Source organism: Propioniciclava sinopodophylli, assembly GCF_004324755.1.
Classification (GTDB): Bacteria; Actinomycetota; Actinomycetes; order Propionibacteriales; family Propionibacteriaceae; genus Propioniciclava; species Propioniciclava sinopodophylli.
Genome location: NZ_SDMQ01000016.1, coordinates 18,950 through 43,242, shown reverse-complemented (window position 1 = coordinate 43,242; position 24,293 = coordinate 18,950). Strand labels below are relative to the sequence as shown.

24 protein-coding genes and 1 tRNA gene are annotated in these 24,293 nt (G+C 71.1%); 9 read left to right on the top strand and 16 right to left on the bottom strand.

Annotated features, from left to right (window positions below; all coding sequences use genetic code 11):
• Positions 1-3 precede the first annotated feature (3 nt).
• The 5 genes from ET989_RS13135 to ET989_RS13115 all read right to left on the bottom strand — a co-directional run bounded on the left by ET989_RS13135 (position 4) and on the right by ET989_RS13115 (position 4,199).
• The gene (locus tag ET989_RS13135; RefSeq protein ID WP_131169729.1) at positions 4-645 is read right to left on the bottom strand and encodes a 50S ribosomal protein L25/general stress protein Ctc; all 642 of its coding nucleotides are present in this window, start codon (positions 643-645) and stop codon (positions 4-6) included.
• 203 nt (positions 646-848) lie between these two features.
• Entirely contained in the window at positions 849-1,793 is a 945-nt protein-coding gene (locus ET989_RS13130) for a ribose-phosphate diphosphokinase (protein ID WP_241656355.1), read from the bottom strand.
• A gap of 32 nt (positions 1,794-1,825) precedes the next feature.
• On the bottom strand, positions 1,826-3,289 hold the full coding sequence (glmU, locus tag ET989_RS13125) for a bifunctional UDP-N-acetylglucosamine diphosphorylase/glucosamine-1-phosphate N-acetyltransferase GlmU (protein ID WP_131169726.1): 1,464 nt from the start codon (positions 3,287-3,289) through the stop codon (positions 1,826-1,828).
• A gap of 67 nt (positions 3,290-3,356) precedes the next feature.
• A complete protein-coding gene (locus tag ET989_RS13120; protein ID WP_131169725.1) occupies positions 3,357-3,983 on the bottom strand; it encodes a YqeG family HAD IIIA-type phosphatase in 627 nt (208 codons plus the stop codon).
• Positions 3,984-4,117: 134 nt separating this feature from the next.
• Positions 4,118-4,199 (bottom strand) — tRNA-Gln (locus ET989_RS13115).
• 285 nt (positions 4,200-4,484) lie between these two features.
• Here ET989_RS13115 and ET989_RS13110 point away from each other — a divergent pair.
• Entirely contained in the window at positions 4,485-5,168 is a 684-nt protein-coding gene (locus tag ET989_RS13110) for a TetR/AcrR family transcriptional regulator (RefSeq protein ID WP_241656353.1), read from the top strand.
• On the opposite strand, the gene ET989_RS13105 is transcribed toward ET989_RS13110, so the two are convergent.
• The 7 genes from ET989_RS13105 to rsmI all read right to left on the bottom strand — a co-directional run bounded on the left by ET989_RS13105 (position 5,169) and on the right by rsmI (position 12,201).
• Positions 5,169-6,017, bottom strand: a complete 849-nt coding sequence (locus ET989_RS13105) for a transglutaminase family protein (protein ID WP_206662368.1) — start codon at positions 6,015-6,017, stop codon at positions 5,169-5,171. It lies immediately after the preceding gene.
• Positions 6,014-6,937: an alpha-E domain-containing protein gene (locus ET989_RS13100; RefSeq protein ID WP_131169722.1), complete on the bottom strand. Its 924-nt coding sequence runs from the start codon at positions 6,935-6,937 to the stop codon at positions 6,014-6,016. The genes ET989_RS13105 and ET989_RS13100 overlap by 4 nt, the downstream gene beginning before the upstream one ends.
• Positions 6,931-8,520: a circularly permuted type 2 ATP-grasp protein gene (locus ET989_RS13095; RefSeq protein WP_131169720.1), complete on the bottom strand. Its 1,590-nt coding sequence runs from the start codon at positions 8,518-8,520 to the stop codon at positions 6,931-6,933. The genes ET989_RS13100 and ET989_RS13095 overlap by 7 nt, the downstream gene beginning before the upstream one ends.
• Before the next feature lie 86 nt (positions 8,521-8,606).
• Positions 8,607-9,539, bottom strand: coding sequence for a 4-(cytidine 5'-diphospho)-2-C-methyl-D-erythritol kinase (locus ET989_RS13090; protein WP_131169717.1), 933 nt, complete (start codon positions 9,537-9,539; stop codon positions 8,607-8,609).
• A 118-nt stretch (positions 9,540-9,657) separates the two neighbouring features.
• Positions 9,658-10,512: a 16S rRNA (adenine(1518)-N(6)/adenine(1519)-N(6))-dimethyltransferase RsmA gene (rsmA, locus tag ET989_RS13085; protein WP_131169715.1), complete on the bottom strand. Its 855-nt coding sequence runs from the start codon at positions 10,510-10,512 to the stop codon at positions 9,658-9,660.
• A complete protein-coding gene (locus ET989_RS15685; protein ID WP_131169713.1) occupies positions 10,505-11,362 on the bottom strand; it encodes a TatD family hydrolase in 858 nt (285 codons plus the stop codon). The genes rsmA and ET989_RS15685 overlap by 8 nt, the downstream gene beginning before the upstream one ends.
• A complete protein-coding gene (gene rsmI, locus ET989_RS13075) occupies positions 11,359-12,201 on the bottom strand; it encodes a 16S rRNA (cytidine(1402)-2'-O)-methyltransferase (RefSeq protein ID WP_131169711.1) in 843 nt (280 codons plus the stop codon). Before rsmI ends, ET989_RS15685 begins: the two co-directional genes overlap by 4 nt.
• A 32-nt stretch (positions 12,202-12,233) precedes the next feature.
• On the opposite strand from rsmI, the gene ET989_RS13070 reads away from it, so the two are divergent.
• The 3 genes from ET989_RS13070 to ET989_RS13060 all read left to right on the top strand — a co-directional run bounded on the left by ET989_RS13070 (position 12,234) and on the right by ET989_RS13060 (position 17,016).
• Positions 12,234-13,802, top strand: a complete 1,569-nt coding sequence (locus ET989_RS13070) for a dolichyl-phosphate-mannose--protein mannosyltransferase (protein ID WP_131169709.1) — start codon at positions 12,234-12,236, stop codon at positions 13,800-13,802.
• A gap of 130 nt (positions 13,803-13,932) precedes the next feature.
• Positions 13,933-15,528: an ABC transporter substrate-binding protein gene (locus ET989_RS13065; protein WP_131169707.1), complete on the top strand. Its 1,596-nt coding sequence runs from the start codon at positions 13,933-13,935 to the stop codon at positions 15,526-15,528.
• Between the two features lie 60 nt (positions 15,529-15,588).
• The gene (locus ET989_RS13060) at positions 15,589-17,016 is read left to right on the top strand and encodes a uracil-xanthine permease family protein (protein ID WP_131169704.1); all 1,428 of its coding nucleotides are present in this window, start codon (positions 15,589-15,591) and stop codon (positions 17,014-17,016) included.
• Here ET989_RS13060 and ET989_RS13055 read toward each other — a convergent pair.
• Together ET989_RS13055 and ET989_RS13050 are read right to left on the bottom strand one after the other, a co-directional pair.
• The gene (locus ET989_RS13055) at positions 16,998-18,242 is read right to left on the bottom strand and encodes an APC family permease (protein ID WP_241656352.1); all 1,245 of its coding nucleotides are present in this window, start codon (positions 18,240-18,242) and stop codon (positions 16,998-17,000) included. The two genes, ET989_RS13060 and ET989_RS13055, sit on opposite strands and share 19 nt — an antisense overlap.
• A 144-nt stretch (positions 18,243-18,386) precedes the next feature.
• Entirely contained in the window at positions 18,387-18,974 is a 588-nt protein-coding gene (locus tag ET989_RS13050; protein WP_131169702.1) for a stage II sporulation protein M, read from the bottom strand.
• A 56-nt stretch (positions 18,975-19,030) separates the two neighbouring features.
• On the opposite strand from ET989_RS13050, the gene ET989_RS13045 reads away from it, so the two are divergent.
• Positions 19,031-19,552, top strand: coding sequence for a DNA-3-methyladenine glycosylase I (locus tag ET989_RS13045; RefSeq protein ID WP_131169701.1), 522 nt, complete (start codon positions 19,031-19,033; stop codon positions 19,550-19,552).
• A 21-nt stretch (positions 19,553-19,573) separates the two neighbouring features.
• Positions 19,574-19,726 (top strand): PIN domain-containing protein, encoded by a 153-nt coding sequence (locus ET989_RS13040; protein WP_206662366.1) that lies wholly within the window; start codon positions 19,574-19,576, stop codon positions 19,724-19,726.
• 16 nt (positions 19,727-19,742) lie between these two features.
• Here the strand turns inward: ET989_RS13040 and gnd are convergent, their stop codons facing one another.
• Both gnd and ET989_RS13030 read right to left on the bottom strand, forming a co-directional pair.
• Entirely contained in the window at positions 19,743-20,702 is a 960-nt protein-coding gene (gnd, locus tag ET989_RS13035) for a phosphogluconate dehydrogenase (NAD(+)-dependent, decarboxylating) (RefSeq protein WP_277751375.1), read from the bottom strand.
• 131 nt (positions 20,703-20,833) lie between these two features.
• Entirely contained in the window at positions 20,834-21,655 is an 822-nt protein-coding gene (locus tag ET989_RS13030) for a tyrosine-protein phosphatase (RefSeq protein ID WP_206662365.1), read from the bottom strand.
• A gap of 150 nt (positions 21,656-21,805) precedes the next feature.
• Here ET989_RS13030 and ET989_RS13025 point away from each other — a divergent pair, with 150 nt between their 5' ends.
• Genes ET989_RS13025 through ureC form a run of 3 tightly spaced genes read left to right on the top strand, consistent with a single transcriptional unit; the run spans position 21,806 to position 24,293 of the window.
• Positions 21,806-22,108: an urease subunit gamma gene (locus ET989_RS13025; RefSeq protein ID WP_131169696.1), complete on the top strand. Its 303-nt coding sequence runs from the start codon at positions 21,806-21,808 to the stop codon at positions 22,106-22,108.
• A gap of 11 nt (positions 22,109-22,119) precedes the next feature.
• Complete coding sequence (locus tag ET989_RS13020; RefSeq protein WP_131169694.1) at positions 22,120-22,560, top strand: urease subunit beta; 441 nt, start codon at positions 22,120-22,122, stop codon at positions 22,558-22,560.
• Between the two features lie 17 nt (positions 22,561-22,577).
• Positions 22,578-24,293 (top strand): urease subunit alpha, encoded by a 1,716-nt coding sequence (gene ureC / locus ET989_RS13015; protein WP_131169692.1) that lies wholly within the window; start codon positions 22,578-22,580, stop codon positions 24,291-24,293.

Sequence of the window (24,293 nt, the reverse complement as noted above, 5' to 3'; positions counted from 1 at the left end):
GGATTACTCCGCGTCGCCCTCGGCGGCCGCGTCCTCCTCGGCCGACGCAGCGGCGGCCGCGTCGCCCTCGCCCGCCTCCAGCGAGGCCTCGAGGGCCTCCTCCGAGATCGGGGCCGCGATGGACAGGATGAGGTCGTCGGCCTCGCCCGAGAAGACGGAGCCCTCAGGCAGGGTGAGGTCGCCGGCGGTGATCTGCTGGCCGACCTCCAGGGTGGTGACGTCGATCTCCACCTGGGCCGGGATGTTGGTGGCCTCGGCCTCGAGCGCGATGGTCTGCTGGTCCATGGTGACGATGCCCTCCTTGACCTCGCCGATGATGACCAGCGGCACCTCGACGGTGACCTTCTCGCCCTTCCTGACGACGATGAGGTCGACGTGGTCGAGGAAGCCCTTGATCGGGTCGCGCTGCACCTGCTTGGGCAGGGCCAGCTGCTGCTTGCCGCCGTCGATGGTGATCGACAGCAGCGCGTTGGCGGTGCGGAGGGCCAGGAGGGTCTCGTGGCCCGGGAGGTTGATGTGGACCGGCTCGCTGCCGTGGCCGTAGATGACCGCGGGCACCAGGCCGTCGCGGCGGGCGCGGCGCGCGGCGCCCTTGCCGAACTCGGTGCGGCTGGTGCCGGCGATCTTGATCTCGTTGCTGCTCATGGGTGGTTGCTCCTCAACCTTGCTGGTCAAACGGGGCGCTCGGCAAGGGAGGGCCAGTCGATCACGGGACCGATCGGTCCCCTCGCCAAGCAACCCGTCCACTCTACTGCACCCCGCGGCGTCCACCGAATCGTGGACCCCTGGGGGGCGAGCGCCTGCGAACCTCGGAGGTCCGCTGCCTTCGCAGGACCGCCCGAGTCGTGCTACAGGTGCGCGCCGTCGAACAGGCTGGTGACCGAGCCGTCCTCGAAGATCTGGCGGATCGCCTCGGCGATCAGCGGGGCGATCGAGAGGACCGTCAGCTTCGGGATGTTGATCTCGTCGCTGATCGGCAGCGTGTTGGTGACGATGATCTCCTCGAACGCCGACGCGTTCAGGCGCTCCACGGCCGGGCCCGACAGGATCGGGTGGGTGGCGGCGGCGATCACCTTGGCGGCGCCATGGTCCTTGAGCGTCTGGGCTGCGGCGCAGATGGTGCCGGCGGTGTCGATCATGTCGTCCACGAGCAGGCAGACCCGGCCGGCGACGTCACCGACGACCTCGCCGACGGCGACCTCGTTGGCCTTGTTGGGGTCGCGGCGCTTGTGGATGATCGCCAGCGGGGCACCGAGCCTGTCGGTGTAGGCGTCCGCCAGGCGCACGCGGCCGGCGTCCGGCGAGACGACCGTGAGGTTGTCCAGCGAGTACTTCTCGGTGATGTAGTCCACCAGCACCGGCAAGCCGATGAGGTGGTCGACGGGCCCGTCGAAGAAGCCCTGGATCTGGGAGGCGTGCAGATCGATCGACATGAGGCGGTCGGCGCCGGCGGTCTTGTAGAGGTCCGCGATGAGGCGGGCCGAGATGGGCTCGCGTCCGGCGTGCTTCTTGTCCTGGCGACCGTAGGGGTAGAACGGCGAGACGACGGTGATCCGCTTGGCGGAGGCGCGCTTGAGGGCGTCCACCATGATCAGCTGCTCCATGAGCCACTCGTTGACCGGGGCGCAGTGCGACTGGATGACGAACGCGTCGCAGCCGCGCACCGACTCCTCGAAGCGCACGTAGATCTCGGAGTTGGCGTAGGTGAGGGCCCGGGTCGGGACGAGCTCGACCCCGATCATCGCGGCGACCTCCTCGGCCAGTTCCGGGTAGGCGCGCCCGGAGGCGACGATGAGGTGCTTCTCGGACTGCCTCTTGATCCCCGTCACTGCTCGGAGCTTCCTTCCACGTTGTCGCCAGCCTCCTGAGCGGCCCGGTGCGTCTTGGTACCTGCGCGGCGACTCTCCACCCAGCCGGGAATATTACGCTGCCGCCCCCGGGCGATGGCCAGTTCGCCCGGCCCCACCAGGTCGGTGAGGGCCGAGCCCGCCGCCACGTACGCGCCGTCGGAAACGGTGACGGGCGCCACCAGGACCGTGTTGGAGCCCACGAAGCTGTGCTTGCCGATGACGGTCTTCGACTTGGTGACGCCGTCGTAGTTGGCGAAGATCGTGCCCGCGCCGATGTTGGCGCCCTCGCCGATCTCGGCGTCGCCGGCGTAGCTCAGGTGCGGCACCTTGGCGCCGGCCCCGATCTTGGCGTTCTTGGTCTCGACGAACGTGCCAATCTTGCCACCGGTGCCCAGCTCGGTGCCCGGGCGCAGGTAGGCGAACGGGCCCACCGAGGCGTCGGCGCCGATGACGGCGAGGCTGCCGTGGGTGCGGATGACGGTGGCGCCCTCCCCCACCTCGACGTCGACCAGCGTGGTGTCGGGGCCGATGGTGGCGCCGGAGGCGACCGACGTGGCGCCCTCCAGGCTCGTGTTGGGAAGGATCGTCACGTCGGGGGCGAGGTCGACGGTGTCGTGCAGCCACGTGGTGTCGGGGTCGACGATCGTGACGCCCGCCCGCTGCGCCTTCTCGACGAGGCGGCGGTTGTACTCCTTGTTCATCGCCGACAGCTGGACGCGGTCGTTCACGCCCTCGGTCTGCCAGCGGTCGGTGAGCACCATGGAGTGGACGGACAGTCCCTTGTTGCGGGCGAACTTCACCACGTCGGTCAGGTACAGCTCGCCCTGGGCGTTGTCGGTGGTGAGCGACTCCAACCCCTCGCGCAGGACGTCGGCCTCGAAGACGTAGATGCCGGCGTTGATCTCGCGGATCTCGGCCTGCTCGGGGGTGGTGTCCTTCTGCTCGACGATGGCGGCCACCTGGTCGCCGTCGGCGTCGCGGACGATGCGGCCATAGCCGTGCGGCTCGTCCAACTCGGCGGTCAGCAGCGTGACGGCGTCGCCGTGGGCGCGGTGGGCCTCGACGAGGTCGATCAGGGTCTCGCCGGTCAGCAGGGGCACGTCGCCGTAGGTGACGACGACCTCGCCGGTGATGTCGTGGATGGGCGCCAAGCCGCAGCGCACGGCGTCCCCGGTGCCGTTCTGGTTCTCCTGGACGGCTGTGACCACGTGCGGGGCGATCTCGGTGAGGTGCTCCTCCACCTGCTCGCGCTGGTGGCCCACGACCACGACCAGGTTCTGGGGGGTGAGTGCCTCCGCGGCACTGATGGCGTGGCTCAGCATCGAGCGCCCCGCCACCTGGTGCAGCAGCTTCGACTTGGTGGACTTCATCCGCGTGCCGGCGCCGGCCGCGAGGACGACCACCCCCGCCACTCCGCGTGCCTGTGCCTGATCGCTCATCGGCGCTCTCCTGACGGTTGGCTTGCTGCAACGCATGTCATCCTAGCGCCGAGGACTCGCCCGTCGGTCAGGGGACGGGGGTGAGGGTGTGCGGCCAGGACCGCTTGCCAGCGGGCAGGCCCAGCAGCGGGCGGAGCACGCGCTCCACCGGACGCTGCAGGTAACGGACGCCGTTGTGGTCGCTGGGGCCCAGGCGCGGGACCAGCAGAGCGCGGACGCCGGCGCGGCGGGCCGACAGGACGTCCTTGAAGAGCTGGTCGCCGACCATGACGACGTGGTCGGGGGGGATCTGGGCGCGCGCGGTGGCGGCGAGGATCATGTCCGGGGCCGGCTTGCCGTGCTTGCGCGGGTTCGGCTTCGGGTCGGCGGGGTCGACGCAGTCCTCGGGGGTGAACACCCCGGTCACGTACGGCTCGAAGAGCCGGTGGACCTCGCGGGCGCGCTGCCCGTAGCAGTTGCTGACCACGAAGATCTGGTACCCGGCCTCGCGGAGGGTGGCGAGGTGGGACGCCTCGGCTTCCGTGACCGCAGGGGCGTGGTAGTCGGTGACGGTGCCGTCGATGTCAAAGCAGAGCGCGGTGGCGTCGGGGGCCACGCGGCGGACGTCCTCGGCCGTGAGGTGCGCGACGGCGTCGATGACGAAGTCGGGACGGATGTGCCGCAGCCACAGGCGTCCGCTTCCGTTGCGAGCCATACCCCCCCTTCCGCCGACAGCCCCGGCCTTCTGCGCCGAGAGCCCCGGTGTTCTGCGCCGAGGGCCCCGGTGTTCTGCGTCGAGAGCCCCGGTGTTCTGCGCCGACAGCCCCGGTGCTGGTTGCCCACAGCCCCTGGCACCCCGGGTAGGAGTCGAACCTACTTCGCTAATCCTGATTCAAAGTCAGGCGGGCCCTACCGAAAGACCAACCGGGGTTCGGGTGCCAGCGCACCCTCGGCAGCCGAGTCTAGGCCACGCGTGAAGGCAGTGCGACCGGACCCCAGGCTGTCGACGGCACACCCGGGGCTCTCGACGCGCGGAGCCGGGGCTCTCGACGCACAACACCGGGGCTCTCGACGCGCGGAGCCGGGGCTCTCGACGCACAACACCGGGGCTCTCGACGCGCGGAGCCGGGGCCCTCGACGCAGAACACCGGGGCTCTCGGCGCATGGACCCGGGGGGACATTGGCGCGTTCGGCGTCCACGCGAGAGACTGGGCCGGTGAGTTCTCCCAGCCCGACGACGGCCCGTGCGCGACGCGGGCGCGTGCGCATGACGCGCCCCGAGCGTCGGGAGCAGCTCATGGCCGTCGCCCGCGGCCTGTTCGCCGACAAGGGGTTGGAGGGCACCAGCGTCGAGGAGATCGCCGCGCACGCCGAGGTCAGCAAGCCCGTCGTGTACGAGCACTTCGGCGGCAAGGAGGGCCTCTACGACGTGGTCGTCGACCGCGAGGTCCGCCGCCTGCACGACGCCATCTACGCCGCGATCAGCCGCCCGCACACCGACCCGCGCTCCCTCATCGAGCTCGGCACGCTCGCCCTGCTCGACTACATCGAGGAGGAGCCGGACGGGTTTCGCATCATCAGCCGCGACTCCTCCCCCTACTCCCAGGGCGGCACGTTCCAGACGATCCTCTCCAGCATCGCCAGCCGCGTCGAGGGCCTGCTCGCCGACCAGTTCGGACGCCGCGGGTTCGACCCCGGCACGGCGCCGCTGTACTCGCAGATGCTCGTCGGCCTCGTCGCGCTCGCCGGCCAGTGGTGGGTCGAGTCCCGTGAGAACACCACGCTCACCAAGCCGCAGGTCGCCGCGCACCTGGTGAACCTGGCCTGGCACGGCATGCAGCGCCTGCACCCGCAGCCCGTCCTCCGGGTCACCGAGGAAGCCGACGACCAGCAGCCCTGATCAGCTCAGCCGCGTGATCATCACCGTGACGGTGAGGTCGGCGTCCTGGTCGCCCAGGTACACGCCCTTGAACGGCGCCACGTCCTCGTAGTCGCGCCCGCGCGCGACGGCGATGTGCGCCAGCGAGACCGGACGGTCGTTGGTGGGGTCCACCGGCACCCACCCCTCGCCGTCGAACCACTCCACCCACGCGTGGCTCTCCGAGGTGACCGGCTGGCCGATCGTGGCGTCGGCGTCCGGCATCAGGTAGCCCGACACGTACCGCGCCGGGATGCCCAGGTGCCGCAGCCCGCCCAGGGTCGCGTGCACGAAGTCCTGGCACACGCCCTTGCCCTCGGCCCACGCCTCGGACGCCAGCGTGGTGGCCTGCGTGACGCCCGGCTCGTAGTCGAGGTGGTCGCGCACGGCGTCCACCACCGCGGCGACGGACGCCGTGGGGTCAAGTCCGGCGGCGGCCTGCGCGAAGCCGGCCAGGACGTCCTCGGGCAGCTCGGTGTGGCGCCGCAACTCCAGGTACTCGAAGCAACGGTCGCGGCAGCCGCCCGACCGCAACGCGTCCCACGTCGCGGCCGGGCGCTCCCGGTCGACGTCGTAGCGCTCGACGGTCGAGACGGCCTCCAGCTCAAGCGCCTCGTGGAAGCCGGAGGTCTCCAGCGCCGTCACGTGCGTGCCGAAGTAGTCGCGATAGGTGTTCGACCACGTGAGCGGACGGATGCGCAGGCGCGACTCGAGGGTGGTCTGCCCCTCCTCGGTCAGCGGGGTCATCCGGACCTCGTTGTGCGAGGCGCTGATCGGGCCGGTGTAGTCGTAGGTGCTGGTGTGGCTGACGCGGTAGCGCTGGGTGCTCACCGGAGTTCCTCCGTCCAGGACAGCTCGGGCCCACCCGGGAAGTAGCGGGCGCCCACGGCGTCCGACACTGCGGTCACCATCTGCTCCACCCTGGCCATCTGCTGGGGCAGTTCGTTGATGATGTTGGTGGGCAGGCGGTACTCCAGCGAGGTGCGGATGCGGCCGAGCAGGCGGCGTCCCTCCCCGGTGAAGCCGATGGGCGTGTGGTCGGGGTCGAGGCGCTCCAGGGTGGCCTCCGCCTCGGCGAGCGCGTACAGCACCGACCGCGGGAACTCGCGGTTGAGCACCAGGAAGGTCGCCACGTTCCGGTCGTTGAACAGGCCCTGGTTGCTGCGCATGAACGCCTGGTTGCCGCCGCACGAGGAGAGCACCGACTGCCACGACAGCCCGCCGGTGGGCAGGGTGCCGGTGGTGATGATGCGGGCGGTCATGTCGGCGCGCTCGAGGTAGCGGCCGAGCACGAGGAAGTCCCAGGCCTCGTCGTGGCTCATCGTCGAGTCGGCGATGCCGCCGATCAGGATGGAACGCTCGCGCGCCCAAGACAGGTGGCGGGCGGTGCCGTCGGGCGGGCCGAGGCGTCCCCAGCGCAACCACGCGGTGTTGATGGCCGCCCACAGGTCAGTCGACAGGGTCTCGCGGGCGCGGCGGGCGTTGTCCCGGGCGGCGTTCCACGAACCGGAGATCGAGCTGGCCGACGTGGGGTCGAACACGAGGCGGTCGCGCAGGTCGGAGTAGGTGACGCGGGCGTCCGGGTCGCCGCCCATCACGACGCTGAGCACCATGTTCGCCGACTCGTCGTGGCCGGCCAGACCGCCCTCGAGCATGGAGAGGCGGACGACGTCGACCAGGCGCGCGGTGCCGTCGACGCGCTCGACGTAGCGGCCGATCCAGAACAGCGACTCGGCGATGCGGCTCAGCATGGTGCTCCCTCCCCGACCTGCTGTTGTTGCTTCTGCTGCTCCTTGACCGAGCGGACCGGGTCCTCGGTGAACTCGTCGGGTGCGGTCATGACGACGATCTCGGTGGTCTCCAGCGAGCCCTCGTCCACCGGCTCGGAGGGCTCGGAGCGGGCGAGCACCCACGTGTCCTTGGAGCCGCCGCCCTGGGAGCTGTTCACGACGAGCTCGCCCTCGGGCAGCGCGACCCGGGTGAGGCCGCCGGGCAGCACGGTGACGGTCTCGCCGTCGTTGACCGCGAACGGGCGCAGGTCGACGTGACGGGGCTTGAACGCGCCGTCGATGAGCGTCGGGACGGTCGACAGCTGGACGACGGGCTGCGCGATCCAGCCGCGCGGGTCGTCCTTGAGCTTGGCGCGCAAGGCGTCCAGGGTCTTGCCGTCGGCCTCGGTGCCGATGACCAGCCCCTTTCCGCCGGAACCGTCGACGGGCTTGACGACCATCTGGTCGACGTTGGCCAGCACGTGGCGCAGCGCGTCCGGCTCGACGCACCGGTAGGTGTCGACGTTGGGGATGATCGGGTCCTCGTCGAGGTAGTACCGGATGAAGTCGGGCACGTAGCTGTAGACGAGCTTGTCGTCGGCCACGCCGTTGCCGACCGCGTTGGCGACCGTCACGCGGCCGGCGCGCATCGCGTTGATCAGGCCGGGGACGCCGAGCACCGAGTCGGGCCTGAAGTGGACCGGGTCGAGGAATTCGTCGTCCACCCGGCGGTAGATGACGTCGACCTGCTGGTCGCCGCGGGTCGTCCGCATGCGGACGGTGCCGCCGGTGCAGATGAGGTCGCGGCCCTCGACGAGCTCGACGCCCATCATGCGGGCCAGCAGCGAGTGCTCGAAGTAGGCCGAGTTGTACACGCCCGGGGTGAGCACGACCACGGTCGGGTTCGGGTTGCCGTCCGGGGCAGCCGCGCGCAGGGCCCGCAGCAGGTGGCGCGGGTAGTCGTGCACCTGGCGGATGCGCAGCGCCTGGAAGGCTTCCGGGAAGGTGTTGGTCAACGCCCGCCGGTTCGAGATGACGTAGGAGACACCCGACGGCACGCGGACGTTGTCCTCCAGCACGCGGAAGACGCCCTCCTCGTCGCGGATCAGGTCGATGCCCGACACGTGCACGCGGACGCCGTTGTGCGGCCGCAGGCCGGAGACGGCCCGGTGGAAGTGCGTGGAGGAAACGATCAGCTCGTAGGGGAGGATCCCGTCGTTCACCACGCGGGGCAGTTGGCCCTCGTGGGCGTACACGTCGCCGAGGAACGCCTCCAGCGCCTTGACGCGCTGCTGGACGCCACGGTCGATGATGTCCCACTCGTCGGCGGGGATGATGCGGGGCACGAGGTCGAGGGGGAACGCCCGCTCCTCGCCGGCGTAGTCGAACGTGACGCCCTGGTCGACGTAGCTGCGCGCGAGCTGGTCGGAGCGCGCGGCGAGTTCGGCCGGGCCTAGTCGGCTCAGGGTGTCGTGCATGACCTCGTACGGGGCGCGCGGCCCACCGTCGCGGCCGATCATTTCGTCCCAGGCCCGCCCCTGCGGGTAGGTGTCGAAGAGCGCCATGGGCCGCAGCATATTGAATCGCCGTTACGGCGGTGTGAAACTTCACGATCCCGGCGCGGCTCGGCCTTTTGCCCGAGGGCTCCGACTCACGCGACCTGGCGCGCCCCGGGCACCGGGCCGGACGCCCGGCGGACCGTGCGGCACAGGCCCAACCCACTGAGCGTCCCCGACAGGCGCACAGCGGCGTCCTCGTGGGGGGCGAGGAACGCGCACGTCGGCCCCGACCCCGAAACGATGCCGGCCAGGGCGCCGGCCTCGCGCCCGGCGTCCAGCAGCTCGCCGAGGTGGGGGTGCAGCGACAGGGCGGCGGGCTCGAGGTCGTTGACGAGGTTATCGGCCACGCGCCGGACGTCCCCGGACGCCAGCCCCTCCAGCAGGGCGGGCGGCACGGGCGGGGGTGTGGGGTCGGCGTCCGGGTTGAGTTCGTCGAACCGGCGGAACACCGCCGGGGTGGACAGCTCGACGTCGGGCAGCGCCAGCACCCAGTGGTAGCCGCCGCGGCTCAGCACGGGCACGAGGTCGTCGCCGCGGCCGTGTCCCAGCGCGGTGGACCCCAGCAGGCAGAACGGCACGTCGGCGCCCAGCTCGGCGCCCAGCTCGCGCAGTTCGTCGGGGTTGATGTCGATGCCCCACAGCGCGGCGCACGCCACGAGCGCGGCCGCGGCGTTCGCCGAGCCGCCCGCCATGCCGCCCGTGACCGGAATCGTCTTGCGGATCACCAACTCGACCCCGAACTGTTGCTCGCCGCCGTGGCGGGCCGCGAGCAACCGGGCGGCGCGCACCGCGAGGTTCGACCCGTCGGCGGGCACGAGGTGGGCCTGGTCGCCCGCGACGGCGATGCCGTAGTGCCCGGCAGGCGCGGGGCGCGCGCCCAGGTCATCGAACAGCGAGAGCGCCTGGAACACCGTCGCGAGGCTGTGGTACCCATCGGGCCGGACGCCGCCCACGCGCAGCGCGAGGTTCACCTTGCCCGGGGCACGCACCTTCACCCGGTCGGTGATCGCCTCGCTTGCGCTCATGTGCCCTGTCTACCAGCCGGACGCCGTGCACGGAAGCTGCGACCAGCGACACGAGGGCCCCGGTAAGAGCCCGCTGAGCAAGGCCCTCGACGAGCGGCCAACAGGGGTCTCCCCTGCGTCAATCCCGGGTGAAGGCATGTTCGGCGATCCGGGCGAAGTCGGCGATGCCGAGCACCTCGCCGCGGGCCTGCGGGTCGACCCCGGCCCGCTCGAGGGCGGCCGCGGCCTCGCCCGAAGAGCCGAACAGGCCCGCCAGGGCCCCGCGCAGCATCTTGCGGCGTTGGGCGAAGGCGGCGTCCACGACCGCGAACACCTGCTGGCGGGTCGCCGTCGTGGCAGGCGGCTCGCGGCGGGCCAGGCGCACGAGCCCCGAGTCGACGTTCGGCACCGGCCAGAACACCTTCGGCGGTACCGTCCCGACCCGGGCAGCCTCGGCGTACCACGCCACCTTCGCGCTGGGCACGCCATAGGTCTTGCTGCCCGGCGGCGCCACGAGCCGGTCGGCGACCTCGAGCTGCACCATGACCAGCCCGGTGCGGATCGACGGCCACAGCGCCAGCACGTGCAGCAACACCGGCACGCTCACGTTGTAGGGCAGGTTCGCCACCACCGCGGTCGGCTGGGGGTCGGGCAGGTCGGTGACGGTGAGCGCATCGGCCTCCACGACGTGCAACCGCTCGGACGCCGCGGGCAGCCGGTCCGCCACGGTGCGTGGCAGGCGCCGGGCCAGGGAGGACTCGATCTCGACCACGTGCACAGCCCGGGCCACCTCGAGCAGGCCCAGCGTCAGCGAGCCCAGGCCCGGCCCGATCTCGAGCACCACGTCGTCGGGGGTGATGCCCGACGCGGCGACGATGCGGCGCACCGTGTTGGCGTCGTGCACGAAGTTCTGGCCGCGCTGCTTGGTGGGGCGCAGGTCGAGCTCGGCGGCGATCTGCCGGATGGTGCGGGGGTCGAGCAGTCCGTCAGCCACGGTCGCTCCCCGTCGTCGACGCGCCCCAGTCGCCGAACAGGGCCGTGGCGTTGGTGTCCAGGGTCGCGGCCAGCTCGTCGACCGCCACGCCGCGCAGTTCGGCGAGGAAGCGCACGGTGTGCGGCAGCAGGTAGCTCGCGTTCGGCCTGCCGCGCACGGGCACCGGCGTGAGGTAGGGCGCATCGGTCTCGACCAGCAGGCGCTCGGCCGGAGTGATCCGGGCCGCCTCCCGCAGGGCCTCGTTGGCCTTGAACGTCACCGTGCCCGGGAACGACAGGTACGCCCCGTGCGCCAAGCAGCGGCGGGCCAGGCCGGCGTCGCCGGAGAAGCAGTGCATCTGGACGCGCTCGGGCCAGCCGACGGCGTCCAGCACGTCGAGGACGGCGTCGTGGGCGTCCCGGTCGTGGATCACCAGGGCCAGGTCGTGGTCGCGCGCCCAGCCGATGTGCGCGGCGAACGAATCGCGTTGCAGCGCACGCCCTGCCTCGTCCTTGACCCAGTAGTGGTCCAGCCCGGTCTCCCCCACCCCACGGATGCGATCAGTGGTGCCCAGCAGCGCCTCCACCCCGCGCAGGGCCTCGTCGACGCCGTCGCCGAGCTCGACGACATCGTGCGGATGGATCGCCACGGTCGCCACCACCGCATCGTGGGCCTCGGCGGTCGCGACGGCCGCGCGGGAGCTCGGCAGGTCGTATCCCACGTCCACCACCCGCCGGACGCCGACGGCGGCGGCCCGCGCGAGGGCGTCCGCGGCCGTCAGGCCGGTCTTGCGCTCGGTGGTGCCGAGGTGGGTGTGGGCGTCCGTCGTCGGGACGCCCAACGGGTCGGGCGCCTCGGGCAACTCGGTCATCGGGACTCCCTCCGGGCGGCCAGCGCCGCCTCGTACAGCTCGTTCTTGCCCAGGCCGGCGGCGGCCGCCACCTCGGCGACGGCGGGCTTGAGGCGCTCCCCCTCCTCGACGCGGGCGAGCACCTCGGCCACGGCGTCCGCCGCGCTCACGGCCGGGCCGGACGCGCCCGCCACGACCACGGTGATCTCGCCGCGCACCTCGCCGGTGGCCCACTGGGCGAGTTCGCCCAGCCCACCGCGGACGACCTCCTCGTAGGTCTTGGTCAGCTCGCGGCACACAGCGGCTGGACGCTCCTCACCCAGGGCGTCACGCGCATCGACAAGGAAGTCCGCCAGGCGGTGGGGCGCCTCGAAGAACACCATGGTGCGCGGCTCACGGGCCAACGCCGCCAACGCGCGGCGCCGCTCGCCCGGCTTGCGGGAGACGAAGCCCTCGAAGCAGAACCGGTCCGTCGGCAGCCCGGAGATGGCCAGGGCGGTGAGCACCGCCGAGGGCCCCGGCACCGCGGTGACCCGGATGCCCTCCTCGATGGCGGCCTGCACGATGCGGAAGCCCGGGTCGGACACGGCCGGCATGCCGGCGTCGGTCGCGACCACGACGCGCTCGCCGGAGCGCAGCGCGTCCATCAGGACGCCGACGCGCGAGGCCTCGTTGCCGTCGAAGTAGGACACGACGCGCGCGGACGTCTCGACGCCGAGGCGGCGGAGCAGGTCGCGCAGGCGGCGGGTGTCCTCGGCCGCGATCACGTCGGCCTCCACCAGGGCCGCGACCATGGCAGGACTGGCGTCCGCGACGTCACCGATGGGAGTCGCGGCGAGCACGAGCACACCGTCGGTCATGCGCCCCAGTATGGCGTGACTACCATGACCGGGTGACGTCCCTCGCCAAGCCCACGACGATCGAGCGCCTGCGCGACGGTGTCCGGGACGCCCCGCTCGTGAGCTGGGGCGTGACCCTCGGGATCGGCCTGCTGGCGTTCGTCCTCCGGCTCGTCGGCGTGTCCACCCCGAACGCGGTCGTGTTCGACGAGACCTACTACGCCAAGGACGCCTGGTCGCTGCTGCAGTTCGGCTACGAGGGCACCTGGGCCAAGGGTGAGGTCTCCAACCCGCAGGTGCTGGTCGGGGACTTCTCCTCGCTCGAGGCGGCGGGCTCGTTCATCGCGCACCCGCCGGTCGGCAAGTGGCTGATCGCGCTCGGCGAGGCCATGTTCGGGCTCAACCCGTTCGGCTGGCGTTTCATGGCGGTCGTGTTCGGCGCGCTGCTCGTGGTCGCCACGATCCGGCTGGCGCACCGGCTGTCCCGCTCGCTGCTCGTCGGCGCGTTGGCCGGCCTGATGCTCACCCTCGACGGGCTGGCGTTCACCATGAGCCGCATCGCCCTGCTCGACATCTTCCAGGCCACCTTCCTCGTCGCGGGCGTCGCCGCGCTGGTGGCCGACCGCGACCAGCACCGCCATCGCCTCGCGGACGCGATGGAGGCCCGGGGCCTCTCCTCGCTGGGCGGCGCGTTCGGCCCGTTGCTGTGGTGGCGTCCCTGGCGGTGGACGGCCGGCGTCCTGTTCGGCCTGGCCGCGGCCACCAAGTGGAACTCCCTCTACATCATCGCCGTGTTCGGGATCCTCACCGTCTGGTGGGACATCGGTGCGCGCCGCCTGGCCGGGGCGGGCTTCCGCTCCTGGACGGCCCTGCTGCGCGAGGGCGTCCTCGCCTTCGTCTCGATCGTCGTCACCGCCCTGGTCGTCTATGTCGCCTCCTGGGCTGGCTGGCTCAACAGCACGCAGGCGTGGGGCCGCGACTGGGGCGTGAAGAACCCCGACCACCCGTGGGTCGGCGCGTTCGGCGAGGGGTTGGCGTCGCTGCTCACCTACCACCGCGAGATCTTCAGCTTCCACACCGGCGACTACATCCGCGAGCAGACGCACGCCTATGACGCCCACCCGGCGGGCTGGCTCCTGATGCTGCGGCCCACCAGCCTGCACTCGGAGAACGACATCGCCGCCGGCTCGCCCGGCTGCGAGGGCACCGAGAAGTGCGTCGCCGTGATCACCGGCATGGGCACCCCGATCCTGTGGTGGATGGCCGCCGCGGCCGTGGTCATCGCGCTGATCTGGTGGCTGGGCGGGCGCGACTGGCGCTTCGCCGTCCCGGTGCTCGGCGCGGCAGCGACCTACCTGCCGTGGTTCGCCACGGCCGACCGCCCGGTGTTCTTCTTCTACGCGATCACGATCATCCCGTTCACCACCATCGCGCTGGCCATGGCGCTGGGGCTGGTGCTGGGCGCGGCCCGCTCGCCCGGACGCCGCGTGGGGGCCGTGATCGCCGGCGTGGCCGTGGGGTTGGTCGCGGCGAACTTCGCCTACCTGTACCCGATCCTCGCAGCCGAGGTCATCCCGCACGCCCAGTGGTGGGCCCGGATGTGGTTGAGGTCCTGGGTGTAGCCGCCCGGCCCCTTTTCCGAATCGTGACCCTCCGCACCCGAATCGTGACCTGATCGCATGCTGGGAGCCAATGCGCCCGCACTAGGGTGAGCGCACGTTGCCAGTCCGCCCCCGTCCTGGAGGAAAACCCGTGAGCGAGTCGCGTGCCCGTGCGCCGATGGGCGTGCTCGCGTTCCTGCTCCTGGTGTCCTGCACGGGGGATCCAGCCCCCGCACCGAGCACCCCGCCTCCCGTGGCGGCGGACGCTGAACGCGACGTCAACCCGCAGCCCCGCGAGCGCCTGCGCGACGGCGGACTGCTCCGCTTCCCGATCACGGCGCTACCCACCGAGTGGAACCCACGCCACCCGGACGCCGACGCCGACACCGCCGCCGTGCTGGCCCCTCTGGCGCCGACCCACTTCTCCCTCGACGCCGCCGGGCGGGTGACGCCGGACCCCGACTTCATCACGGGCCTGACCGTCGAGAACACCGACCGCACCGTCGTGACGCTGGACCTGAACGACCGCTCGCTGTGGGGCGACGCCGTCCCGATCACCGCGAGCGACTGGATCGCCACCTGGCGCGCGGCGTCCGGGCAGGTCGACGGCGTCCGGCTCGCCGACGCGGCCGGCTGGGAGCGCGTGACCGAGGTGCGCGAGGGCGTCTCGCCGCGCCAGGTCGTGGTCACCTACGGCGCCCTCGACCCCGACTGGGCCGAGCCGCTGATCGCCGGCCCCCTGCGCGGCGCCGACACCGGCGCCCCGGACTCCTTCGCGTGGAGCGGTTACGTCGACAGCCGCTACGCCAGCCCGTTCATGGTCACCCACGTCGACCAGAACCAGGGACTGGTCACGCTCGAACGCAACCCGCTCTGGTGGGGTGAGCGCCCCAAACTCGACACGATCATGTTCCGCACGGTCGCCGACGAGGCTCTCGCGGCGGCCTTCCAGAACAACGAGCTGGACGTCTGGGAGACCGGCGCCTCCACCGACCGCCTGGATCAGTCGCGGGTCGCCGCCGACTCGGTCATCCGGTCGGCGCCGGGCACGTCCGGGCGCGCACTGCAGGTGAGTCGCGACGGCGCCCTGGCCGACCCGGCGGTGCGGCGCGCCATCCTGATGGCGCTCGACCGCGACGACCTGGGCCGGCCCGAGCTGCCCGACGGCGCCAAGAAGTTGCGCACGTGGTCCAACACACTGCTGCTGCCGACCCAGCCGGGCTACGTCGACCAGGCGCGGGCGACCGGCTTGGTGCACGACCCCGTCCGCGCCGCGAAGCTGCTGGACGAGGCGGGCTGGGAGCTCGAGTCGGGTCGCCGGGTCAAGGACGGCCAGCCGCTCGTGGTCTCGTTCCTCACCAGCCCCGGCGACGAGCTGGCCACCACCGAGCTCAAGGACGTCGCCGACCAGCTGGACGCCGTGGGCGTCGTCGTGAGCGCGGCCAGCCGGGACGCCGACCTGACCCCGCTCACGGTGGCCGTCAGCCCCTTCCCGCTGGCTCACCTCCCCGAGGAGGCGGTGTCGGCACCAGGGGCGTCCGAACTCGCCGGGCGCGTGGCGCACGAACTCGATCCGGTGCGGCGCGCCGACCAGGCCAGCCAGCTCGCGCGGCTGCTCTGGCAGGAGGTCATCACCGTCCCGCTGTACCAGGAGCCGGAGTTCGTGGCGGTCCGGAGCGGGCTGGCGAACCTGGGGGCACACAGCTACGCGACGACCGACTGGGAGGACGTGGGCTGGACGTCCTGACCGAGCGGCCCCGGCAGGAGTACCCTGCAGCCGTTTGCCCGGACGTCGAAAGGTGGGCCCATGGCTCTGTGGAAGCAACACGGTAACGGATCCCTGGAGCCCGGGGCGGTCGTGGCACCCGACGAACGGCTCGGCTGGGGCAAGACGATCGGCCTCGGGGCCCAGCACGTGGTGGCCATGTTCGGCGCCACGTTCGTGTTCCCGCTCCTGATGGGGCTCAACCCCCAGCTCGCGGTGATGATGTCGGGCATCGCGACCCTGATCTTCCTGGGAGCGGTCAAGGGCCGCATCCCCTCCTACCTCGGCTCGTCGGCGTCCTTCGTCGGCGTCGCCACGGCGATCTACGCCGCGGGCGGCAACCCCACGCACGTGTCCGGCGCCATGTTCTGGGTCGGCGTCGCGCTGCTCATCGCGGGCGCGATCATCCACTTCGCCGGCGCGGGCCTCATCCACCGGGCGCTGCCGCCGGTGGTGACCGGCGCGGTGGTCATGCTGATCGGCTTCAACCTCGCCCCGGTCGTCGCCAAGACGTACTGGCCGCAGGACCAGTGGGTGGCCCTGGTCACGATGATCGTCGTCGTGGTGCTGTCGGTCGGCGTGCGCGGCTTCCTGAGCCGGATCGCGATCTTCCTGTCGCTGATCTTCGGCTACGTCCTGTCGTGGGTGCTCGACCTGCTCACCGGCCCGATCACCTCGTTCTCGCCCGCCGCCAACGCGGTCACCACGCATCCGCGCGTCGACTGGTCCGGCGTGGCCGCCGCCCCGTGGGTCGGCCTGCCGCCCGTCACCGACCTGGGCACCTGGACCCTCAACGGCGCCAACAACGTCGTCGGCTTCCACCTGCCGTCGTTCAACGTCGCCTTCGCGCTGATCGCGCTGCCGGTCGTCATCGCGCTCATCGCCGAGAACACCGGCCACGTGAAGGCCGTCGCCGAGATGACCGGCGCCGACCTCGACCGCGACATGGGCAAGGCCATCGGCGCGGACGGGTTCACCTCGATGATCGCCACCGCCGCCGGCGCCGGCCCGACCACCACCTATGCCGAGAACATCGGCGTCATGGCCGCCACCCGTGTGTACTCGACGGCCGCCTACGTGGTGGCTGCCGTCGTGGCGATCCTGTTCGGCTTCTCGCCCAAGTTCGGTGCCATCATCTCCGCGACCCCGGGCGGCGTCCTGGGCGGCATCACCGTCGTGCTGTACGGCATGATCGGCCTGCTCGGCGCCAAGATCTGGAAGGAGAACCAGGTCGACTTCGGCAACCCGCTGAACCTCGTCCCGGTCTCGGCCGGCATCATCATCGGCGTCGGCGACGTGGCGCTGCACATCACCGAGGGCTTCGTCCTGGGCGGCATCGCCTTCGGCACCCTCGTGACCGTGCTCGTCTACCACCTCGCCCGCTGGCTGGCCCCTGCCGACATGCGGGCGGACGCCGAGGGTGCGGTCCTGATCGTGGACGCCCCGGGCGCCTACCGCGAGGACTCCTGACGCCGCGCCACCAGCCGGCCGAGGACGCCCACGCCGTACACAACCACCCCGACGGCGACGGACTGCCACGGCAGCGTCACCACCAGGACGGCGCACAGCGCCATGCCCAGCACCTGCAGGGCGCGGGGGTGGCGGCGTCCCTCGGCCTGACGCAGCGCCGCGAGGTTGGCGACGAAGTAGTAGAGCAGGACGCCGAAGCTGGAAAAGCCGATCACCGCGCGCAGGTCGACGGCCAGCACCAGCAGTGACACGAGCACGCCGAGGGTGATCTCCGCCACGTGCGGCACCTGATGGACGGGGTGCACCCCTGCCAGCGGGCGGGGCAGGTCGCCGTTGCGGGCCATCGCCAGCGATGTGCGGCCGATGCCGGCCACGAGCGCCAGCAGGGCGCCGAGGGCGGCGAGTGCGGCCCCGATCCTGACCGGCCCCATCGCCCACGTCGCGCCGGCGGCGGCCACGGCGTCCAGCAGGGGTGCGGTGCTGGACGCCAGCGCGTCCGTCCCCAGCACGCCGACCACGCCGGCGCCCACCAGCGCGTAGACCAGCACGGCAAGGCCGAGGGCGATCCCGATGGCGCGCGGGATCGTGCGCTCGGGTGCAATGACCTCCTCCCCCATCGTGGCGATGCGGGCGTACCCGGCGAACGCGAAGAACAGCAGGCCCGCCGACTGCAGGACGCCCAGCGGCCCGCTGGCCAGGGGGTCGCCGCCCGTCCAGGGTGCTGCGGGCCGGCCGAGGAACAGCAGCACGACCGCACCCAGCAACACCACGAGGACGGCGGCGACGATGATCCGGGTGAGAGCGGCGGTCCGGGTGACGCCGTGGTAGTTGACGGCCACCAGGGCGATGACCGCCAGCGCCGCCAGCGGCCGCTGCCACCACCCCTGCGGCACGAGGTAGGCCGCCACCGTCAGGGCCATCGCGGCCGCCGAGGCGGTCTTGCCGATCACGAAGCCCCAGCCTGCGAGGAAGCCCCACCAGTCGCCCAGCACCTCACGCCCGTAGGCGTAGGTGCCGCCCGAGGTCGGGTACCGCGCGGCCAGTTGCGCCGAGGAGGTGGCGTTGCAGTAGGCCACCAGCGCCGCGAGCGCCAGACCGAGGAACAGCCCACCACCCGCCGCGGCCGCCGCGGGCCCCCAGACGACGAACACGCCCGCACCGACCATCGAGCCCAGCCCGATGACGACGGCGTCGGTGAGGGTCAGGCGGCGCGCGAGTCGGGTCACCGGGGCACTGTAACCGCGTTCAGGTGAACGGCCGGTGACCTCGCGGACGCGCGCGCTCCAGATGCACCTCGAAAGTGAATCTGCACCTCCTCCAGCGGGTGCAGATTCACTTTCGAGGTGCGTCTGCGTGCCGGACCGTCGGGCTCAGTCGGCCAGGGCGCGTCCCAGTGCCTCGAGGCGACGCTCCAGCACGGCGACCCGGTCGGCGAGCGGGCCCGCCTCGGCGGCGTCCGCGGGGGCGTCCGCCTCGGGGCCGGGCAGGGACTCCGCGGACGCCGCCCGCCGGATGAAGGTCAAGTAGCCGATGCCGACGGTCAACACCAGCGCGGCGAGGGCGACGAAGAAGCGGGGCAGTTGGCCCGAACTGCTCGACAGCGACTGCCCCACCGCGTAGATCATCGTGAAGATGCCGCCGAGCAGCAGGCCGTTGGAGATCACGGCCATCTTCGCCGGACGCCACAGCGACACCGCCAGGACCACGGTCGCGCAGATCAGCAGGATGATGCTGGTGTTGAGCGACCAGGCCTCCTGGGCCGCGCGGGCCGCCTGCATCGCGGCCTCCTGCTCGGCGACCTGCTCGGGGCTCGGGCTGGCGCCCGGGTACTTCTCCCAGGCGTACTCGGGCCACGGGGGTTGGGGGTGGAAGGTGTTGATCCCGATCGCGACGAGCCCCACCACCACCAGCCCCAGGAAGAACGAGTAGATGACCTGCAGCAACGACACGGCTCTCATGACGGCCTCCTGGCCCATCTTCTCACCCACTGACAGGCACTGCCTATTGTCTGGGCATGAACCGACCAGCGTGGGCCGAGGCCAGCGACCTGATGCGCGAGTACTACGACACGGAGTGGGGCCTGCCGGTGCGCGACACCCCCGGCGTCTACGAGCGCATCGTGCTGGAGGGGTTCCAGTCAGGGCTGTCGTGGGCGGTCGTGCTGCGCAAGCGGCCGGCCTTCCGGGCGGCGTTCGACGGGTTCGACCCCCAGGTGGTCGCGCGCTACACCGAGGCTGACGTCGAGCGGCTGCTCACCGACCCCGGCATCGTCCGCAACCGCCGCAAGGTCGAGGCCGCCATCACCAACGCGCAAGCCACGGCGGCGATGACGGACGCCGGGGTCGACCTGGCCGGGCTCGTCTGGTCGTTCAGGCCCGACGACCCGAAGGCGGGTGCGGACCTGACCTCATCGGCCGAGTCGCTGGCGTTGTCGAAGGCCCTGAAGAAGCACGGCTTCGTGTTCGTCGGCCCCGTCACGATGTTCGCGCTCATGCAGGCGATCGGCATCCTCGAGCACCGCGGAGTCTTCACTTGACCGCCAGGACCCGGGCCGCCCGTGACGGTCGTTGACACAAGCATCGTCCTCACGGCGAACGACGCGACCTACGTCGCCCTGGCCGAGGCGCTGCACACCACGCTTCTCACCGGCGACCGGCGTCTCGCCCGGGCACGGGGGATCCGGTGCCCGGTCGAGGTTGTCGGGGCCTGACCCTGAGCCGTTCGCGTCAGGAACCCGGCTGGACCTGCGCCTGGCCGGGCGTGGAGCCCCGGGTCGGGGCCGGCGGCACGGCGTCCGCGTCGCCCGACTTCACCGCGTGCCCACCGAACTGATTGCGCATGGCGGCGACCATCTTCATGCTCGGGCTGTCCTCCTGCTGGCTGACGAAGCGCGCGAACAGGGCGGCCGAGATCGTGGGCACGGGGACGCCGAGGTCGACGGCGGCGTTCACGGTCCAGCGGCCCTCGCCGGAGTCGGCGGCGTAGCCGTCGATCTGGTCCAGGTGCGGGTCGGCGTCCATGGCGCGCACCATCAGGTCCAGCAGCCACGAGCGGATGACGGTGCCCTCGCGCCAGCTCTCGAAGACGTCGGGCACGTGGGTGACAATCTCGGAGGCCTCCAGCAGCTCCCAGCCCTCGGCGTAGGCCTGCATGAGGCCGTACTCGATGCCGTTGTGCACCATCTTGGCGAAGTGGCCGGCGCCGACCTCGCCCGCGTGCACGAAGCCGAATTCGCCCTCGGGCTTGAGCGACTCGAAGATCGGCATGACGGCGGCCACCGCGTCCTCGGCGCCGCCACACATGAGCGCGTAACCGTTCTCCAGGCCCCAGACGCCGCCGGAGACGCCGCAGTCGATGAAGCGGATCCCCTTCGCGGCGAGCTGGTCGGCGCGCTTCTGGTCGTGGGTCCACTTGCTGTTGCCGCCGTCGATGATGATGTCGCCCTCCGACAGCCGGTCGCCCAGTTCGCCGATGACCGCGTCGGTGATCCTGCCCGCGGGAACCATGACCCACACCACGCGCGGCGACTCGGTCAGCTGCGCGACGAGATCCGCCTGATCCTTGGCGTCGGAGATCTCCGGGTTCGTGTCGTAGCCGACGACGGTGTGGCCGGCACGGCGCAGGCGCTCGCGCATGTTGCCGCCCATCTTGCCCAGTCCGATCAGTCCCAGTTGCATGTGGTGCACCCTCCTCGATGGCCCACGTCCGCGTGGGTCGGCCTACGGGGCGAGCCTAGTTCGACCGCGAGGCGTCCACCACGGTTCCCCGGATCCCAGGGCTTTCGTCGAAGAGCCGCCGGGGGGAGGGGGCATCGCGGTCAGGGGCCGGTGCCGCCCTCGGGGCGGAAGAGCTTGGCGGGCACCTGCCCGTCAGCCACCTCGACGGTGGTCTCGGTCATGGTCACTCCGGTGGTGGCCTGCCGGGCGCGGGGCACGACGCCGCTCATGCCTGGGGCTCCAGCAGCTTGGCTCCCAGCCGGTCGTGGTCCTCGTCGGTCCAGCCCTGGCTTGTCAGCCAGGTGTGCACGCCCTGGCCCGGGGCGACGCCGTGCCGGGTGTCCAGGGCGTCGAGCAGGCGACGCATGGTGCCCGCCGGAGTACTCTGGTCGGCGACCTGCTGGCCGGCCAGGTCCGGCGGCGCAGTGCACCAGCACGGTCCCGGGAGCCTGCGCGATGGCGCGCAGGGCGCGCAGGACATTGTCCGGGCGGCGTTCCAAGTAGCCGGAGTAGTGGTCGGCGAGGTGTTGCTCGTGCCCAAGGTCCTGCTTGGCCTGTTCGGTGAACTCGTCCTGCCACGGCAGGAGGGGTTCGGTGTCGTCGTCGACGTCGGGGATGCCGTGCTCAGTGGAGTCCTCGGCGTAGAGGGTGAGTTCGTGGAAGGTCACTTCCTCCGCCTTGAGCGGGCCGTTGCCGGTGCTGGCGCGCTCCACATTGGTGCGTAGGTCCACCACGTCGGTGACGCCGAACTCGTCGACGAGGCGGCGCACGGATTCGGGAGGCAGGTCCTGCAGGTTGTCGGTGCGGATCACGCGCCCCGGCCCCGTGGCCCGGCCATCGGCCGCCGGCTTGCCGCCGAGGTCCCGCATGTTCACCACCCCGGGCAGGTCGATCCATCCGATCTCAGGAAGTTCTGCGCTCATGGGCCAACCTATCGCGAGGCCGACATCGCCAGTCGCTGAAGCTGTTCGGCCACCGACCAGAGCCCGTAACACGGCCGCAATCCGACGCGACTAGACCTACTGCCCGAGAGGTAACACCACGTAGAACCCCATGGGACAAGGAGAAGCCCGATGCACCTGCAACCACGAGAGATCGACAAGCTGATGATCGTGGTGGCCGCCGACCTGGCCCGACGACGGCAGGCCCGGGGGCTGAAGCTCAACTACCCGGAGGCCATCGCCATCATCACCTACGAGCTAGTGGAGGGCGCCCGCGACGGCCGCAGCGTCGCAGACCTGATGAGCTACGGCACCACCATCCTCGGCGTCGAGGACGTGATGGAGGGCGTGGCGGAGATGATCCACGACGTCCAGGTGGAGGCCACCTTCCCCGACGGCACCAAGCTCGTCACCGTCCACGACCCGATCCGCTGAAGGAGACTGCCATGATCCCCGGTGAGTACAAGCTGGCCAGCGAGCCAGTCGTCTGCAACCAGGACCGCGAGACGCTGACCCTCGAGGTCCTCAACCGCGGCGACCGCCCGGTCCAGGTGGGCTCCCACTTCCACTTCGCCGAGGCCAACCGGGCCCTGGACTTCGACCGCTCCAAGGCCCTCGGTTTCCGGCTCGACATCCCCGCGGGCACGGCCGTCCGCCTCGAACCCGGAGACGTGCGGACCGTGCGGCTCGTCGCACTGGGCGGTGACCGCACCGTCTTCGGCTTCCGTGACCTGGTGGACGGACCGCTGGAGAGCCGCACGTCTGCCGACTTCGATGCCGCCCATGCCGGCGAGCTGACACCGCCCCGCAGCCGATCCGCTGCCGGGGATGCGCCCGAACCCCTGAAGAGCCGGGCCGCCGACGACTACTCCAACCAGTCGCGCTGAGCGCAGGAGGACACACCATGAGCTTCGAACTTTCCCGCGAGCAGTACGCGAACCTGTACGGCCCCACCACGGGCGACGCCATCCGGCTGGCCGACACCGAGCTGTTCGCCGAGGTCGAGTACGACCTGACGACTCCCGGCGACGAGGCCGTCTTCGGTGGCGGCAAGGTGATCCGCGACGGCATGGGCCAGAACGGCCAGTTGGTGCGGGACGTGGACATTCCCGACGTGGTGATCACCAATGTGGTGGTCATCGACCACTCCGGAATCTTCAAGGCCGACATCGCCATCCGCGACGGGCACATCATGCGGATCGGCAAGGCCGGCAACCCGCACATGATGGACGGGGTGGACATCGTCATCGGCGTCGCCACCGACGTGATCTCCGGTGAGGGCAAGATCCTCACCGCGGGCGGCATCGACACCCACATCCACTTCATCAGCCCGGACCAGGTCGAGACCGCCCTCGTCAGCGGCATCACCACGATGATCGGCGGCGGCACCGGACCTTCGGAGTCCACCAAGGCCACCACCATCACGCCGGGTGAGTGGAACATCGGCAACATGCTGCAGGCCTTCGAGGAGTTCCCGATGAACTTCGGCCTGCTCGGCAAGGGCCATGGCTCGTCGAAGTCCCCGCTGGCGGAGCAGGTCCGGGCTGGCGCCATCGGCCTGAAGATCCACGAGGACTGGGGTGCCACGCCCAGTTCCATCAACACTTCCCTGGAGGTGGCCGACGAGTACGACGTGCAGGTGGCGATCCATACCGACACCCTCAACGAGGCCGGTTTCGTCGAGGACACCAAGGCGGCGATCGCCGGACGCCTGATCCACACCTTCCACACCGAGGGTGCGGGCGGTGGTCACGCGCCGGACATCATCGAGCTGGCTGCCGAACCGAATGTGCTGCCTGCCTCCACCAACCCCACACTCCCCTACACCCGCAACACCGTCGAGGAACACCTCGACATGCTGATGGTCTGTCACCACCTGCGCGCCGACATCCCGGAGGACGTCGCCTTCGCCGACTCCCGGATCCGCAAGGAGACCATCGCCGCCGAGGACGTCCTGCACGACATGGGCATCTTCTCCATCACCTCGTCGGACTCCCAGGCGATGGGCCGTGTCGGAGAGGTCATCCTGCGCACCTGGCAGGTGGCCGATTCCATGAAGAGGCAGCGCGGTCAGCTGCGCGAGGACCAGGGCCGTGCCGGTGACAACTTCCGGATCAAGCGCTTCATCAGCAAGTACACGATCAATCCGGCCATTGCCCACGGCATCGCCGACTCGGTCGGTTCCGTGGAAGTGGGCAAGTTCGCGGATCTGGTCCTGTGGGAGCCCAAGTTCTTCGGTGTGAAGCCGGACCTCATCATCAAGGGTGGCCAGATGGCCCACGGCGTGATGGGCGATGCGAATGCGTCGATCCCCACCCCCCAGCCACGCACCTACCGCAAGGCCTTCGGCTCCTACGGCACAGCCGTGGCCGCCAGCTCGATCACCTTCATGTCCCGGGCGGCCGTCCGGGGTGGCGTGGCGCAGCGGCTGGGACTGCGCAAGACGGTGCGGGCCTGCTCCGGCATCCGCAACCTGACGAAGGCGGACATGAGGTTCAATGGCGAGATGCCGAGGCTCCAGGTGGATCCCCAGACCTACGAGGTGCGCGTGGACGGCGAGGTGGTCAGCTGCGAACCTGCGGAGAACCTGCCCATGGCCCAGCGCTACTTCCTCTTCTGA